A 16510-nucleotide genomic window follows, 5' to 3' on the forward strand; every position below is an offset into this window, starting at 1 on the left:
CGTTAACGGGATATCGCCATAAAATGATAGCCGAGCAGTACGCGTGCTCGGCCATGAAATTTTTAAATCGGGCGTGGATGTGTTATGGCCTGATACGGACGACTTACTCGTCGAAGTCCTCGGCGAGGTTCTTCCAGCCGCGGCTCTTGGCGAACGGGGCGAATTCCTCGGGCGCCTCGAGCACGATCAGGCGGCTCTCCTGCAGGCCCGGATCGCTGTGGCCGAAGTCCGGTCCCTTGTACCCGACGGCGCGCAGGCGGTCGATGATCTGGCGTACCAGCACGCTATCCTTGTACGCGCCGGGATCGAGCCGGGCCTTGAATTCCACGTACACGTCGATGATTCCGTAGCCCTCGTCGAAAATGCGGATCGCCTTGACGTCGAGGGTACGGCCCTGGCTGTCCTTGACCTGGAATGGGCCGGACAGTTCAATGTCGGAATCGGTAGTCATGGGGGCAGCATACCATTTCACGACTTATTTTTCGCTGGCGTGTCGATTTCGCGCGGCATCGTTCGTCGTCAGGCTGCAGGACCCGTCATCCCATCCACTATTCGACTGAGGACATCATGAACAAGCAGATCATCTTCAACCTGCCGGTCAAGGACCTGGACAAATCCAAAGCCTTCTTTGCCGCGCTGGGCTTCGGCTTCAATCCGGCATACAGCAACGGGAACGCGGCGTTCATGGACGTCGTGGACGGCACGCTCCACGTCATGCTGATGACCGAAGCCTTCTTCAGCTCCTTCACGAACAGGCCCGTCGTGCAGGCGAAGGAGGCGAACGAGGTCATCATCTGCCTGAGCTGCGAGAGCCGGGGCGAAGTCGACAGCCTGATCGCCAAGGCCACCGCCGCCGGCGCCCGCATCCCGCATCCGCCCGAAGATCACGGCTTCATGTACGACCAGGGTTTCGAGGATCTCGACGGCCATTTGTGGAACCTCGTCTGGATGGCGCCCAAGGCTTGAACCGGCGGCAATGGTAGGATAGCGGTCCTGCTACCGTCCGGAGGAATCCATGACCATATTCGCCATGCCCGTATTCGACGCCACCGTCATCTACGAGGGCAAGGAACTGTTCAAGGGGCAGGGGGCCGCGCGCGGCTGGGCCGAGAAGCTCGCCAAGGAAATCGAGAGCCCCGTCACGGTCGAGAAGATCGGCACCGGCTGGGCGCTGTGCGCCCGGCTGGATGGCGTCGATTGCCGCTGGGGCATCCTCGGCCAGCGTCTCAAGCGGCTGGACTGAATGGCCGCGCTGGCGGTGTCGAGGATCCTGCATGCGGGCTACGTGTTCGCATGCGACGGCACGCGCATCGCCTTCGACACCATCTTCGAAAACCCGTTCAGCCGTAACTGCCACGCCTTCCCCGACGTGCGCTTCGACGCGGCGCGCATCCGCCAGCAGCGTTTCGACGCGGTGTTCATCTCGCACTTCCACGACGACCACTGTTCGCTTGAGAGCCTGGACCTGCTGGACCGCGCGACACCGCTGTACATCTACTGCCTGTTCGACGAATTGTTCGACATGGTGCGCCAGCTGGGTTTTACGCGCGTGCACGCGCTGCGCCTGGACGAGGCGGTGGACATCGGCCCGTTCCAGGTCGTGCCGCGCGAACCGATGGATGCCGACGTGGACTCGATGTTCCAGATCCGCGCCGCCGGGCTGAACGTCCTGAACGTGGTCGATTCCTGGATCGACGATGCGGCGCTCGCCCGCCTGGTCGCGGAAAAGCCGTGGGACCTCGTGCTGTGGCCGTTCCAGACGATGCGCGAGATCGAGGTGCTGGCCCCATCGCGCGCCGCGCCCGCGCCGCCCGCGCTGCCGGAGGATGCGCTGGTCCAGCTGCAGGCCCTGGCGCCGCGTTATGTCGTGCCGAGTTCCTGCCAGTTCGCGCTCGAGCCGTGGTCGTGGTACAACCGCGCGTTCTTCCCCATCTCGTATGCGCAGTTCGCGCAGGAGGTCGAGGCCGCGCTGCCGCAGGCGCGGGTGGTGCGCATGAATCCCTCGGCGTCGATGCGCCTGGACGCCGGCGGGCTGCATCCGGCGCCGCCGCTGGACTGGGTCATCCCCGCCGGCGATCAGGACGTCGACTACGTCTACGAAGGCAATGCCGACGCGCCGTCCACGAGCGCGATCGCCCGCCATTTCCCCGCGCTGACGGCAGCACAGTGGACGCGCGTACTGGACTACTGCCGCACCGGCCTGCCGGAGACATACGCCGGCCTTGACGACGCCGGCGAGTATTTCGACACGCCCCGCGTCTGGCAATTGTCGGTCTACGATCACGCGGGCGACGTCACGCGCTTCCGCTACCGCCTGGAGCCGGGCGGCGCGACGCACGGCGGGGACGATGGCGGTCCGCTGGGCTGGACCACCGACATCCCCGCCGCGAAGCTGTACGCGGCGCTGGCGCTGGGCGAGTCGCTGACGTCGATGTACATGAGGATCAACGACGCCGTGTTCGACGCCGGCACGGAGCGCGACCTGGCGGACGCAGACGTCGTCGACGATCCGCTGATCCGCTGCCTGTTCAGCGACAGCTTCGGCGCCTACCAGCGGGCGCAGTTGCGGCGCCTGCTCGCCCTTACAGACTGAAACGTCTCTTACGGCGGCATCGACAGCTTGTCCTGGCTCTGGCCGACACACTGTGCTCATGCGTACAGATCGCCGCCATCCGCGCGTTGACCGCCGCGTCGGCGTCCGCATTCGCCCAAAGCGCAGAATATCGCCGTGGTTACGACGACGGCTACGCCGCCGGCCAGCGCGATGCGCGCGGCGAGGGTGGCCCGCATCGCGGCTGGAGCCGTGTATTCATCGAAGACGCGGAATACGGCGCGTACGGTGCGACGTGCGATGCACGGCGCGCGGTGCGCAATGAAATCGAGCGCAACAACGGGAATGTCCATGCCGGCAACCAGCTGTGCGGCGATCCGGCATGGGGCGAGGTCAAGCGGTTGCGGATTGTATCGCTGCGGCGACAGCGAGGCCGTGCGGGTGATTGCGCGCGAGAATGAGACGTTGCGGTTGAGCTGCCGCCAATGAGAAACCGATCCGAAGTGGCTTTGATATGTCGCGCTTTCACGCGCCACGTAACACCTCCGATAGGGACATCATACCTGTCGAAGGTGTCGGTCGTGGCGGGGAAAGGCCGCGGCTAGCGTAGAGAGCGGCGCTACGCTAGCCGTACAACAATACGAGAACTTATTTCTTGTGACGCCGAGCCGAAGCAAGGCCCGCGAAACCCAGGCCTATCAGGGCAAGAGATGCAGGCTCTGGAACATTATTGCCGGGGCCGCCGGGAGTAGCTTGTGCGTGGCCATAACGTAAATCGTCGAACGCGACGATGTCGTTTGTGGCATTGAAGATGACACTGGAAATAAGGCTGCCGGAGTCAATAAAGCCGATGAACGCACTGCCTCCATTGGTCGCAGAAGGCACATTAATGGTCTGAGTAGTCGATGAACCATCGGTGTAGACGATCGTCTGCTGCGGTACGAGATCCGTCTGCAAGCCGGTAACGTAAAAGCCGAAAGCGTCGACCGGATTAGAAAAGGTGAATGTCACCGAACCGCCAAACAGGCTCCGGAAGAACGATCCACCTGCAGTCGTGTTGAACCCGCACAAGGCGCCACATCCAGAGTTGTCGGTTGTAGTTCCCCCGGTGATGGAAATAGTGGCCGGCACGGGACTTTCAAAATCCACTGTGTTGAGACTGCCGGCCGCGGCAAGAAACGCTGCCTCGGCAGCCGTTGAATTTACCATTTGCGCGAGCGACGATACATTGTTGTCACCACCGATATATGTAACCGGGGTAGCTTGCGCGGCAAGACAAGCACCCGATAAGATCCCTACTGCAGCAAATTTTGATGCGATGGACATAATGGCTCCTTGAGTTGTAGTAAATTGTTGCAGAGCGTTCCAAAGCATTTTTTGTGCCATGAGGATTTTTATCTAGCGCATCAATAACTTGCAATCGTTCCAGCCTTTTGTATTCGATATCCTGTAAAAATTCCCGACAACGGCAACTATTTTAAATCGATTAAATCCGGATCATCCAAAATAAATAAACTCACAAATTAGATCATTCGACATGGATAAGATCTTTCTGAAATGAATTAATATTGTAAAGCGTATTCTCTGCGCAACATAAATAGAATCAAAGAAATGTCCTGGATAGTGCACAAAGCTCGGAAAGTTACTGCGCTGCCTGGGGCGTCGTGCGCCGGATTCGTTGTTCAGTTGAATGCCACTAATTGCGGTCTCGAATGCGTTGACGGATCGAAAGAATTCCGATTGGAACCATTTTAAAACGACAGTGTGGCGGCCGGCGGATGCAGAACATATCTGGTCGTTATATTTGGCGCAAGTGAAGGTTGCTCTTGTCCAATCTCGGCCATATCGACACGGACTACTGTCGGTCTACTGATTGGATCTTTCGGAAATACCCGACCCCGTCAGCACTCTCAGGACGTTCAGCCGGTTCAAACTCCTGGAACCTGGTAACCAGGGCTTGTGAGTTACCTGGGCCTGCCTTATAGCTCTTATAGCTAGGTGTCAGCATTGGGTCCGCTCCTGGCCCAGGCCGTGTAAAAACGCAGGCCCAGGTAAACGGAACCGGCCCAGTAAACGTTGAGTCAGTATCTCATCAATACGGATGCGACATGAAGCGCTTTATCGAAGGCGAGAATCGAGGACAGGGCACGCTGCTGCCCGAGCTCTTGGACGACTACGTTGCCGAGGACAACCCGGTACGCGTGGTCGATGTCTTCGTTGAAGAGCTGGACCTTGGCGGGCTTGGATTCAAAGGTGTGCAGCCTGCGAAAACGGGGCGGCCCGCTTACCACCCGGCCGTGCTTCTGAAGCTTTACATTTACGGCTATCTCAATCGTATCCAGTCGAGCCGGCGACTCGAACGTGAAGCCCAGCGTAACGTCGAATTGATGTGGCTGACACAGCGCCTGAGGCCCGACTTCAAGACGATAGCGAACTTCCGCAAGGACAACGGCAAGGCCATTCGCAATGTCTGCCGCCAGTTCGTTGTGTTGTGCCAGCAGCTGGATTTGTTTTCGGACGCGGTGGTCGCGATCGACGGCAGCAAGTTCAAGGCCGTCAACAGCAGCGACCGCAACTTCACTGGCGCAAAGCTCAAGCGCAGGATGGAGGAGATCGAGGCCAACATCACTCGCTATCTGGCAGAGCTCGACACGGCCGACCGGCAGGAACCTGCTGCCATACAAGCGAAAACTGTCCGTCTCAACGACAAGATCGCGTCGCTGAAGGAGCAGATGACCAAGCTCCGCGAAATCGAAGCGAAGCTGGAAGAGACAGGGGAAACGCAGATTTCGCTGACCGATCCGGACGCTCGCTCGATGATGACACGGGGCAGCGGCATCGTCGGCTACAACGTCCAAACCGCAGTCGACACCCGGCATCATTTGATCGTCGAACACGACGTGACAAACAACGGTAGCGATCGCGATCAACTGTCCGGGATGGCCAAGAAGGCGCGCACAGTCATCGGCACACCGATACTGACCGCGATTGCCGACCGTGGTTACTTCAAGGGTGAGGAAATCCTTGCGTGTCACGAGGCCGGAATCTTCGCCCTGGTGCCACCGACGAAGACCTCGGGCGCCAAGGCCGACGGGCGATTCGACAAGGCTGACTTCATTTATGATCCGCACAAGAACGAGTACCGTTGTCCGGCAGGTGAGGCACTGATCTGGCGTTTTGCGACTGTCGAGAAAGGCATGACAAACCACCGGTACTGGAGCTCGAATTGCCAGGGGTGCCCGCTCAAGGAAAAATGCACGCCGAGCCCGAATAGACGTGTAACGCGATGGGAGCACCAGACCGTACTTGACGATATGCAGACGCGTCTCGAACAAAGCCCCGACGCCATGCGAATTCGGCGCTCCACGGTCGAGCATCCATACGGAACGATCAAAGCGTGGATGGGATCGACGCACTTCTTGACGAAGGGCCTTGAACGCGTGAAGACCGAGATGAGCCTGCACGTGCTTGCCTATAACCTCAAGCGATTGATGGCACTGCTCGGCATCGCCGCGATGATGGATGCGATCAGGGCGTATGCCCTTTTTCTGCGGCGATATGGCCCACTCCGGGCAATTATTTTGACCACCTTACCTGGAAGGCTGAGAAGCAGGTTTGGCGTGACTGGGGCTCTCGCCCCGTGCTAAAACCGGCTTCTCGCGGCCCCGATATTCTGCCTTTTGTTTTCACACAGCCTGGGCCGATTGCGGACGGTCGACTCAGCATAGCATGATGCCGAAGTGAAAAATCTCACCGACTGTCACGACAGGCAGCTACCGATCCAAACCGGTCTATCGGCACTTCGAAAGGTGCTGTTCAGTGTATTCGCGATGGACGTCGTGGACAGGGCTCAGCTCTTGGGGAAACTAATTCATGAATGAGGAATAAGGCCCGCTTCTTTAACAATTTCGCCTATCTCCTCGGGGTGCACTAGCACCTTCTGGTAGATCCAGGTGTAGTGATCGTGAGACCAGAAATCCAATACCGCTCTTGCTCTCAGCTCCCCCATTAGACCTTGATCTGCTCTGTATTCCAAATAGCAGACGATTAGGTGCTCATAGTTGCCATCCTGGTCTTCAGAGCCTTGAGGGTAGCCAAGCGGTATGCGCGGATACATCTTTTTGAGACGGAGAACTGCGGCTTTCGCCTCATGAGGATGAGTAGCGACGAACCAATGCAACTGTTCGTGAACGTATGTGGACAGCAGGAGGTCATCATCCTTCCGATGACGCGTATGAATAGTAAGGATGGGATGGCTATGCGGAATGGCATCTTCATCGACCACCACTTCTCTCGTAAAGGTCCACCTCGACATATCGTTAGCGTCAAGAAGGCGAGTGAGCTGATTTCTTGTCTCTGCTTCGCGAGGACCACCATGTGCCAACCGGATGGAGACATCTTCTGCGCACATTCCACGCTGTCCAGCGAGTAGACAAATCATCAAAAGAAAAGACTGAGCAAATCGCATTTTCGTGTATGAACTCATCTAAAACCCGTGAAGGAAAGGTAATGGAAGCTTGTGGCCCAGGCCGTGTAAAAACGCAGGCCCAGGTAAACGGAACCGGCCCAGTAAACGTTGAGTCAGTATCTCATCAATACGGATGCGACATGAAGCGCTTTATCGAAGGCGAGAATCGAGGACAGGGCACGCTGCTGCCCGAGCTCTTGGACGACTACGTTGCCGAGGACAACCCGGTACGCGTGGTCGATGTCTTCGTTGAAGAGCTGGACCTTGGCGGGCTTGGATTCAAAGGTGTGCAGCCTGCGAAAACGGGGCGGCCCGCTTACCACCCGGCCGTGCTTCTGAAGCTTTACATTTACGGCTATCTCAATCGTATCCAGTCGAGCCGGCGACTCGAACGTGAAGCCCAGCGTAACGTCGAATTGATGTGGCTGACACAGCGCCTGAGGCCCGACTTCAAGACGATAGCGAACTTCCGCAAGGACAACGGCAAGGCCATTCGCAATGTCTGCCGCCAGTTCGTTGTGTTGTGCCAGCAGCTGGATTTGTTTTCGGACGCGGTGGTCGCGATCGACGGCAGCAAGTTCAAGGCCGTCAACAGCAGCGACCGCAACTTCACTGGCGCAAAGCTCAAGCGCAGGATGGAGGAGATCGAGGCCAACATCACTCGCTATCTGGCAGAGCTCGACACGGCCGACCGGCAGGAACCTGCTGCCATACAAGCGAAAACTGTCCGTCTCAACGACAAGATCGCGTCGCTGAAGGAGCAGATGACCAAGCTCCGCGAAATCGAAGCGAAGCTGGAAGAGACAGGGGAAACGCAGATTTCGCTGACCGATCCGGACGCTCGCTCGATGATGACACGGGGCAGCGGCATCGTCGGCTACAACGTCCAAACCGCAGTCGACACCCGGCATCATTTGATCGTCGAACACGACGTGACAAACAACGGTAGCGATCGCGATCAACTGTCCGGGATGGCCAAGAAGGCGCGCACAGTCATCGGCACACCGATACTGACCGCGATTGCCGACCGTGGTTACTTCAAGGGTGAGGAAATCCTTGCGTGTCACGAGGCCGGAATCTTCGCCCTGGTGCCACCGACGAAGACCTCGGGCGCCAAGGCCGACGGGCGATTCGACAAGGCTGACTTCATTTATGATCCGCACAAGAACGAGTACCGTTGTCCGGCAGGTGAGGCACTGATCTGGCGTTTTGCGACTGTCGAGAAAGGCATGACAAACCACCGGTACTGGAGCTCGAATTGCCAGGGGTGCCCGCTCAAGGAAAAATGCACGCCGAGCCCGAATAGACGTGTAACGCGATGGGAGCACCAGACCGTACTTGACGATATGCAGACGCGTCTCGAACAAAGCCCCGACGCCATGCGAATTCGGCGCTCCACGGTCGAGCATCCATACGGAACGATCAAAGCGTGGATGGGATCGACGCACTTCTTGACGAAGGGCCTTGAACGCGTGAAGACCGAGATGAGCCTGCACGTGCTTGCCTATAACCTCAAGCGATTGATGGCACTGCTCGGCATCGCCGCGATGATGGATGCGATCAGGGCGTATGCCCTTTTTCTGCGGCGATATGGCCCACTCCGGGCAATTATTTTGACCACCTTACCTGGAAGGCTGAGAAGCAGGTTTGGCGTGACTGGGGCTCTCGCCCCGTGCTAAAACCGGCTTCTCGCGGCCCCGATATTCTGCCTTTTGTTTTCACACAGCCTGGGCCGATTGCAGACGGTCCGGTCAGCGTAGCAGGTTGCCCACGTGAAAAGTCTCTCCGACTGTCACGAACTTCCGCTTCCGACCCGTTGCGGACGTTGAGAAGTCCGTCAGTGACCGTCTTTTTCGTACCGAGGACCTATGCGAGGGTGTAAATAATATTGTGTAAACGGTCATTTGGCAGGACACTGCCGCCATTAGGAGAAACGATGACCGTTGTAAAGCGTAACAAGCGGGCCAAGCCCGATCCGGAACTGCTCAAACTTGCCGACGGCCTGCTGGCAAACTACCAGAAGCCCGAGGACCTGATCGGCGAAAATGGGCTGCTCAAGCAGCTCACCAAGATGCTGGTCGAGCGCGCGCTGGAAGTCGAGATGACCGACCACCTGGGCCACGACAAAAGCGGCGAGGTGACCAACAGCACTGCCAACACCCGCAACGGCCATAGCATCAAGACGCTCAAGGGCGATTTCGGCGCGCTGCCGCTTGACGTTCCTCGCGACCGCCAGGGCACGTTCGAGCCGCAGATCGTCGTCAAGCATCAGACACGCTGGACCGGCTTCGACGACAAAATCATCTCGCTCTACGCGCGTGGCCTGAGCGTGCGGGAGATCCAAAGCCATCTGGAAGAGATGTACGGCACCGAGGTGTCACCGACCCTCATTTCCAACGTCACGGACGCTGTCAGCGAGGATGTGAAGCTCTGGCAGGCCCGCCCGCTCGACGCCGTGTACCCGATCCTCTATCTCGACTGCATTCACGTCAAGGTGCGCGACAACGGCGCGGTGCGTACCAAGGCGGTCTACCTGGCCATCGGCGTCAACATGGATGGCCACAAGGAGGTGCTGGGCCTGTGGATCTCCCAAACTGAAGGCGCGAAGTTCTGGCTGCAGGTCGTGACCGAGCTAAAAAATCGTGGCGTGCAGGACATATTCATCGCCTGCGTCGACGGCCTGAAAGGCTTCCCGGACGCCATCGAGGCGGTCTACCCGCAGACCTCGGTTCAGCTGTGCATCGTTCACATGGTGCGCAACAGCCTGAATTTCGTGCCCTGGAAAGCGCAGAAGGAAGTCGCCGCCGATCTGAAGTTGATTTACAGTGCAGCCACTACCGACGAGGCTGAACTCAGGCTTGCCGAATTCGAAGATAAATGGGATAAACAGTATAAACCGATAGGTCAGTCCTGGCGCCGTAACTGGGCGCGCGTCATACCGTTCTTCGACTACCCGCCGGAAATCCGAAAGGTGATATACACCACGAACGCTATTGAATCGATTAACATGAGCCTGCGAAAAGTGACCAAGGCCCGCAGTTCCTTTCCGACCGATGAAGCTGTCAGCAAGCTGTTTTATCTTGCCCTGAACAACATCAGCAAGAAGTGGACGATGCCGATACGGGACTGGAAAGCTGCGTTAAACCGCTTCGCCATCCAGTTTGAAGACCGGGTGCCGCAGACTTAAACGAAGAATCGTTTACACAGAATCTGGTACACCCCCACCTATGCCGGTACCAGTCTCCACTAATCTCGACGTCAGCACCCATCCAGAAACGTCATTCCCTTTAGCGTCCCAGTACACAACCTCCGTGAATTTCGTTACGTCGGCATACGCTTGAACTTCGTCATTCGGAATAACGAAAATACCTTTCATCGGACAGGACTCACTTGGAGCGCTATAGAAGAGTGCGCGGCCGCTCCCCACTACTTTCCTTCCAGATGAGTACCCCGGAATTCGCGCTTTCGTCTTTTCTGCCTGTGCTGCTACGTTGTTACACGTCTTGCTGCTTGCGGCAAGAACATCAAGCGACGTTAAGAACGCGACCAGGACACTTAGTCACATCAGGTATTTCACCCGGCACTCCAAGGACAATTAATGGATTTCCGTACGTCGGCTTCTGGCCGGTCTCGGCCGTTCAGTGTACGGCAACTGTCGACCCATACCGGACCTTCACAATCCGCGAGTGAACGTGCAGTTGTCTTGTTACTTTTGCGGCACTTCCGCTGCCAGAGCTCCGCGCCGCCAAACGGCATAGAAGGCCAGGGCACCAACCAGACCGTGTACGCTAAACAGCAAAACGCTCTCGGCATAGGTAAGCCAAGCATAGGATGTTGGCATCCCATTCACGTATGTGTCTACGTACTTTCCGTGCCAGTTTTGACCAGAAGAATATCCCTCAAGCCTACGGGGCCAAGAGAGCGCCGCAGGTAGCATACCCAGGAAGAGGCCGGCAATCGATAGCGAGGTCCGGTTAAGGCAAGCGAATTTTCGAAGCAGTAAAAACGCGGGGATTCCTAGCAAGAGAACAGCCGCTGCGGCGACTACAACCACTGAAGCCAAGAATAGCCCGAGCCCATATACTGGGGTCGAAGAAGCAAAATAGTCCGGGGCGATAAGTACAAAGTAGACCACGGGTTGTACCGCTACTGCAGCGATGGATGCTAGTAATAAGCGCATTTGTGATGGACTGCTGCCCAGTTAGCTTAACAAGGAGAGTTATCGCCCCTCGTGGTTGGTCTTCCACGGCTGAACGTCCGGTTGTGGCCGAACCCGGTCGTTCGCAAGGCTCAGTGTAAAGCCCGTGTTGCTGTGCAGGCAAGAAGGGGTTTTGATAGATATACTAAGCCGTACAATGCCTTGTGCAGGTAGCGCACGACGAATCGTTGCAGCGCACACGCGTTGTGCACAACGGTGGTGCAACTCATCGGAGGTTTCTTGCAGGCTGGCCTGGGTGCACACCGACACGATATGGTTCAAAACTGCAATATGCTCAGGCTTCGACGCTTGCGGCCGGCCGCCAGCGTTACTTGACAGCCCGGTACCGTCGAGTGGATCTCTCGTTGCCATGGCATGTTCCTGCCACATCGGGACAGCATGCCACAGGTACGTTATTGATTTTGTCTACATCTTCTTATTCGGGAACGCACGTAGTCGCGCGTCGTCCGGAGCCAGAACTTACTTGCGCGCTGCCGTAGATGGCTACTGTTCAGATCGAAATCTGGGCACCGAGTTCGATGATGCGGTTGGCTGGCACCCGGTAATAATCCGCGGCGCCGCGCGCGTTACGATAGAGTACGGCATACAAGGCCTCGAGCCAGTGTGGCAAACCATCTCCTGCCGACGCAGGAATCACGGTCTGTCGCGAGATAAAAAACGAGGTTTCCATCAGCTCGAAGGTCAGGCCCTGGGCGTGGCATGAGGCAAGCGCATATGGTATGTCGCGTACATCCTTGAAGCCATAGTACAGGTTGACCTGAAAGCAGTCGTGTCCGAGTGGCTCGACCCGCGCGCGTTCGGCGTCGCTCACGAACGGCACGTTCGTGGTGTGCACGGTCACGAACACGATACGTTCGTGCAATATCTTGTTGTGGACGAGATTGTGCAACATGGCGTGTGGCACGCCTTCGCCGAGCCGGCGAAAGTAGACCGCGGTGCCGGCGACTCGCGGCGGCGGTTCGATGAACAGCGACTCCAGGAAAGGAGCGAGTTGCAGCGCATCCTGCTCGAGATTGTGAGCGATCCGCTGGCTGCCTGTTTCCCACGTCAACATCACGATAAGAAGTACCATCCCCACCACCAGCGGGAACCAGCCTCCCTGCATAAATTTCAGCGTGTTGGCGGCAAATAGCGTGGCGTCGATGACCAAGAAAAAGATGGTCGCCCCCAGACTCACAGCCAGGTTGTATTTCCAGCGGAAGCGAATCACGAAAAAGGTGAGGATGGTCGTGATCAGCATAGTGCCGGTGACCGCGATGCCGTAGGCGGCGCCCAACGCGTCGGAAGACCCGAAGCCGACCACGGCCAGCATGACCGCAATCATCTGCAGCCAGTTCACCAGCGGGATGTAGATCTGCCCGATCTCTTGCTCCGAGGTATGCTCGACCTGCATACGCGGCAGGGCACCGAGCGAAATTGCTTCGTGGGTCATCGAGAAAGTGCCGGAGATCGTGGCCTGCGAGGCGATGACGGTGGCAACGGTGGACAGAATCACCAGCGGATACACGCTCCAGGGGCCGAGCTGCTGAAAGAACGGGTTGGCAATCGCGTCCGGATGGCTCATCAGCAGAGCCCCCTGGCCCAGGTAATTCAGCGCCAGCGATGGCGCGACCACGGAAAACCACGCGATACGGATGGGGCGCTTGCCAAAGTGGCCCATGTCGGCGTACAACGCCTCGGCGCCCGTGAAGGCGAGTACGACCGCGCCGAGCGCAATGAAGGCGAGCATCCTGTTGCGGACCATGAAGTTGAGTGCGTGATAGGGATTGATCGCGGCCAATACGGTGGGCGTTTTCGCAATGTTGATGACACCCATTGTCGCGAGCGCAAGGAACCACACCAGCATGACCGGACCGAACCATTTGCCGATGCTTCCGGTGCCCTTATTTTGAACACCGTACAAGATCAGCAGGACCACGATCGTCAGCGGTACCACATAGGGTTTAAGTGCCGGGGTAGCCACTTCCACACCTTCGATGGCCGAGAGCACCGAGATTGCCGGCGTGATCACGCTGTCGCCATAAAACAGAGCGGCGCCGAGGAGGCCAACCAGCAGCAGACCGTAATAGAATCGCGAGCCGGGCTTTACCGAGGCGCTGGCAAGGGCCATCAAGGCCATGATGCCGCCTTCTCCCTCGTTGTCGGCACGCAGGATCAAGGTGACATACTTGAGCGAGACGACCAGAACGAGGCCCCACAGGATCAGGGAGACGGCACCCAGCAGATTCGGGGTGTCCAGCGCCAGTCCGAATTCCCTGGAAAAGATCGTTTTCATCGTGTACAGCGGGCTCGTGCCGATGTCGCCGTAGACGATGCCCAGCGCAGTCAGCGTGACCATTGCCAGCCGATCAGGCGGCTGCTTGAGTGTCGGCGCGGTCGCCGTGCCGTTGGCCACATTGGTCGCGTCCATGGTCGTAGTCCGTCTCCTGTCGTGCCTACGCAATGGAGGCGGCACTATCGTAGCCGGCGGCACATAAAAATCCTGTAAAAAATGCCATATGCCGACGTACGGGGACGCAAGTAGTCGCGCAGGGAGCATTACCTCCCGGGACGGGGACGCAGGCACGCCCAAGAACGGCTTCGATGCAGGCTCTTGAGACAACCCGGGAAGCAGAGGCGGGAACACGGAAGACGTTCGACATGAAATTACGACCCATCTTTTCGAGGTACGACTGGTTGGGTACAGTCTTTCAGATTGACGAGAACAGTCGTTCCCTCTGCAATACGTGTGCCGGGCGCTACGGGGGCGATGATATGGCGCTGCTTCGGATTGCTACCAAAAAATTTTCCGCTTGAACGAAAGTCAAACTGGACATAGGCATACAGTGACTCGGCCGGCTCCCCTCCCACGTGCTGAATACGACAGTCGATCGCGCCAAGGGGAAACCGTGTTGTACTCGATCCGAGCATTTCGATCTCGCCGGTACGCCAGCCTCGGCTGAACGGATGTTGGCCGTTATCGGGTGTACTGCAAGCACAAGCCAAGGTCGCCATTCCGACTGCCATTGCCATTGAAGTTCTCATATCACTTCGTTCCACGGGTAGGGGGCGATAGGTTGCCTGTCATTGATTCAATAAGTTTCCCAAAGGGTTTTCGATCAGATTCCAAGCGATCAGTCTGGCATCTCCATCGGAGCCCTGTATGTGGACATCCAAAACAATTGAATCGACCAGATCCGCCACGTGAATATTATCCAGCAATGACATTTTTCGTCTTTTAATGATTACTTAACTGTAATCGAAAGCAGACAAAGATGGTCTTATGATAACGATCGAAGCCTCGCATTTGCTTTTCCGCGATACGCCATGCGTCAATATTTACGTGCTGTAAGCATCGTCACGTTTCTTTTGCTCGGTTCGTGCGCGCCATTGGATAGCGATATGGTGGATTGGGCGCATGGCGCCCGGGTTGGAACCGTTCTCGAACCACTGACGGCGCAAACCGCGGAGGCGATGCTTGGGTCGTGTTGGCCGCGAAACGCCGCGTCGTCAGCGGCGCGGCAATATGTGCTGGTGCGCTACCGGGCGGTCAAGTTACCCCACAAAGTAGTCGCGTCAGCTCCGCTGGACCTCGGGCTGCGCCGTGGAGACAAGGTCGAGATTTGGCCGGGCGATTGTGACGCGGGCCAACTATCGCGCGTCGACCGTGTGCTCACGGCGCCATCGACTCGTGATCAATAAGGCGCGTCGGGTTAATGAAGTTTTTCGCTCAGAAGCCCGAGCAAGCTGCACAACATTAAGCCGGTCAGGCCAGGTTGGCTGATTCGTTGAGTGACTTAGAACGCGCAGCAGACCTGCAGTACGGCATGTGCGCTTTTCCTAAAGACATGGCTTTGGACCAATCGATGGATTGCCAATTGAACGTTCCTAGTTAAATTAGGGGCGCCCATTCCACGGGGGCGCGTGATACGCGCAGATTTTTTTGCTGGCGCCTGTTTCTGTCCACGTTTTGCGGCAATTAATATGGCCGAATCGTAATGAAGAAATTGAGTTTTCTTCTTACACTGCGGTATGAATTCCTTCTCGGTGCCATTTGTCCCGGTATGGCAATGGGAAATAATCGATATAAGAAACGAAATGCGAGATATCGGACTGAACAAATTCTCTTTGCTTGCGCGCTCGGCGTTCGCCGCAACACTCGTCGCCATCAACCTGGCTGCCTGCCACCACGACGCGACCGGCGAAGTGGGGACAGGTGCGTTGCGCCAAAACCATCGGGCACCCGATACCGTTGTGTTGGAAGATCAGCAACTCAAGAACGTGCAGGTCGCTACAGTGCAATCTGTACAGTTTGTTCCAACTGTCGAGACGTTGGGTTATATCGATTTTGACCAGGACCGCAGCGTGCCGGTCTTTCCTACTGTTACGGGCCATATTCGTTCGATCAATGTGCAGTCCGGTGATGTTGTTCGAAAAGGGCAGATCCTGTACACCCTCGACAGTCCCGACTTCGTCACCGCCCAGTCCAACCTCATCGCATCGGCAGGAACGCTCAAACTTACGTCGGCGGCTCTGGAACGTGCGCGCAGGATGCTCGAGATCCAGGCAAACGCGCAAAAAGACGTGGAGCAGGCGCAGGCCGATCATCAGAACGCGGAGTCGGCGTACAGGTCGGCCCAGGGCACGCTACGAGTGTTCGGGCTGAGCGACGCTGACATTGCGCGCATCCTCGAGCGCCACCAAGTTGACACGGAACTGCCGGTTCGCAGTTCCATGAACGGGCGTGTTACGGCACGCAATGCGGCGCCCGGCGTACTGGTCCAGCCAGGGACAGGGCCGGCACCGTTGACCATTACCGATGCCACGATCAAATGGATGATCGCCAGCCCAGGGGAAACCGACCTGGCCCATCTACAGGTGGGACAAGCGGTCCTCGTCAAAGTCCAGGCTTACCCGGACCGCACGTTCGGTGGCCGGATCACCAATATCGGTGCCGCATTCGACCCGAACACACATCGCGTTGCGGTGCGTTCCGAGGTTCGGGATCCGGAGAACCTCCTGCGACCGCAGATGATGGCATCGTTCCGGATCGAAACGGGGCCGCCCTCGGTCGCGCTAGCGGTGCCTGCCGACGCGGTCGTGCGGGAGAGCGATGGCACGATGACGTTGTTTGTGACACCCGACGGGCGCAGCTTCATCCGGCGTACAGTGGATATCGGCTATCAACGTGACAACATGATCGCTATCGTGTCCGGCATCCGGTCCGGCGAGCAGGTGGCCACCCGGGGCGCGCTGTTCCTGTCGAACGCACTGGCGCTGCAGTCGCAATGAA

Annotated in this window: 11 protein-coding genes and 2 pseudogenes; 7 read left to right on the top strand and 6 right to left on the bottom strand. The window is 57.7% G+C overall.

Annotation, left to right across the window (positions count from 1 at the left end; all coding sequences use genetic code 11):
- Positions 1 to 103 precede the first annotated feature (103 nt).
- A complete protein-coding gene (locus BVG12_RS24460; protein ID WP_075794661.1) occupies positions 104 to 451 on the bottom strand; it encodes a hypothetical protein in 348 nt (115 codons plus the stop codon).
- A 116-nt stretch (positions 452 to 567) separates the two neighbouring features.
- Here BVG12_RS24460 and BVG12_RS24465 point away from each other — a divergent pair, with 116 nt between their 5' ends.
- Genes BVG12_RS24465 through BVG12_RS24475 form a run of 3 tightly spaced genes read left to right on the top strand, consistent with a single transcriptional unit; the run spans position 568 to position 2593 of the window.
- Positions 568 to 966, top strand: coding sequence for a VOC family protein (locus BVG12_RS24465; protein WP_083685372.1), 399 nt, complete (start codon positions 568 to 570; stop codon positions 964 to 966).
- Between the two features lie 49 nt (positions 967 to 1015).
- Entirely contained in the window at positions 1016 to 1243 is a 228-nt protein-coding gene (locus tag BVG12_RS24470) for a hypothetical protein (protein WP_075794663.1), read from the top strand.
- Complete coding sequence (locus BVG12_RS24475) at positions 1244 to 2593, top strand: MBL fold metallo-hydrolase (RefSeq protein ID WP_075794664.1); 1350 nt, start codon at positions 1244 to 1246, stop codon at positions 2591 to 2593.
- A 56-nt stretch (positions 2594 to 2649) separates the two neighbouring features.
- Here the strand turns inward: BVG12_RS24475 and BVG12_RS34235 are convergent, their stop codons facing one another.
- Both BVG12_RS34235 and BVG12_RS24485 read right to left on the bottom strand, forming a co-directional pair.
- Positions 2650 to 3087, bottom strand: coding sequence for a hypothetical protein (locus tag BVG12_RS34235; protein WP_156895723.1), 438 nt, complete (start codon positions 3085 to 3087; stop codon positions 2650 to 2652).
- Between the two features lie 112 nt (positions 3088 to 3199).
- The gene (locus BVG12_RS24485; protein ID WP_075794666.1) at positions 3200 to 3877 is read right to left on the bottom strand and encodes a PEP-CTERM sorting domain-containing protein; all 678 of its coding nucleotides are present in this window, start codon (positions 3875 to 3877) and stop codon (positions 3200 to 3202) included.
- Positions 3878 to 4659: 782 nt separating this feature from the next.
- On the opposite strand from BVG12_RS24485, the pseudogene BVG12_RS24490 reads away from it, so the two are divergent.
- A pseudogene (locus BVG12_RS24490) lies at positions 4660 to 6087 on the top strand (IS1182 family transposase); the annotation flags it as partial.
- Between the two features lie 335 nt (positions 6088 to 6422).
- On the opposite strand, the gene BVG12_RS34240 reads toward BVG12_RS24490, so the two are convergent.
- A complete protein-coding gene (locus BVG12_RS34240) occupies positions 6423 to 7037 on the bottom strand; it encodes a hypothetical protein (protein WP_156895724.1) in 615 nt (204 codons plus the stop codon).
- A 122-nt stretch (positions 7038 to 7159) separates the two neighbouring features.
- Here BVG12_RS34240 and BVG12_RS24500 point away from each other — a divergent pair.
- Positions 7160 to 8587 (top strand): annotated as a pseudogene (locus BVG12_RS24500) (IS1182 family transposase); the annotation flags it as partial.
- Positions 8588 to 8955: 368 nt separating this feature from the next.
- Complete coding sequence (locus BVG12_RS24505; protein ID WP_075790971.1) at positions 8956 to 10206, top strand: IS256 family transposase; 1251 nt, start codon at positions 8956 to 8958, stop codon at positions 10204 to 10206.
- A gap of 1522 nt (positions 10207 to 11728) precedes the next feature.
- Here the strand turns inward: BVG12_RS24505 and BVG12_RS24515 are convergent.
- Both BVG12_RS24515 and BVG12_RS34245 read right to left on the bottom strand, forming a co-directional pair.
- The gene (locus tag BVG12_RS24515; protein WP_075796538.1) at positions 11729 to 13576 is read right to left on the bottom strand and encodes a potassium transporter Kup; all 1848 of its coding nucleotides are present in this window, start codon (positions 13574 to 13576) and stop codon (positions 11729 to 11731) included.
- A gap of 308 nt (positions 13577 to 13884) precedes the next feature.
- The gene (locus tag BVG12_RS34245) at positions 13885 to 14250 is read right to left on the bottom strand and encodes a hypothetical protein (protein ID WP_156895725.1); all 366 of its coding nucleotides are present in this window, start codon (positions 14248 to 14250) and stop codon (positions 13885 to 13887) included.
- A 1065-nt stretch (positions 14251 to 15315) separates the two neighbouring features.
- On the opposite strand from BVG12_RS34245, the gene BVG12_RS24520 reads away from it, so the two are divergent.
- The gene (locus tag BVG12_RS24520) at positions 15316 to 16509 is read left to right on the top strand and encodes an efflux RND transporter periplasmic adaptor subunit (protein WP_083685376.1); all 1194 of its coding nucleotides are present in this window, start codon (positions 15316 to 15318) and stop codon (positions 16507 to 16509) included.
- The last annotated feature ends 1 nt before the right edge of the window (position 16510 follow it).

The organism is Massilia putida (assembly GCF_001941825.1).
In the GTDB taxonomy this organism is placed as follows: domain Bacteria; phylum Pseudomonadota; class Gammaproteobacteria; order Burkholderiales; family Burkholderiaceae_D; genus Telluria; species Telluria putida.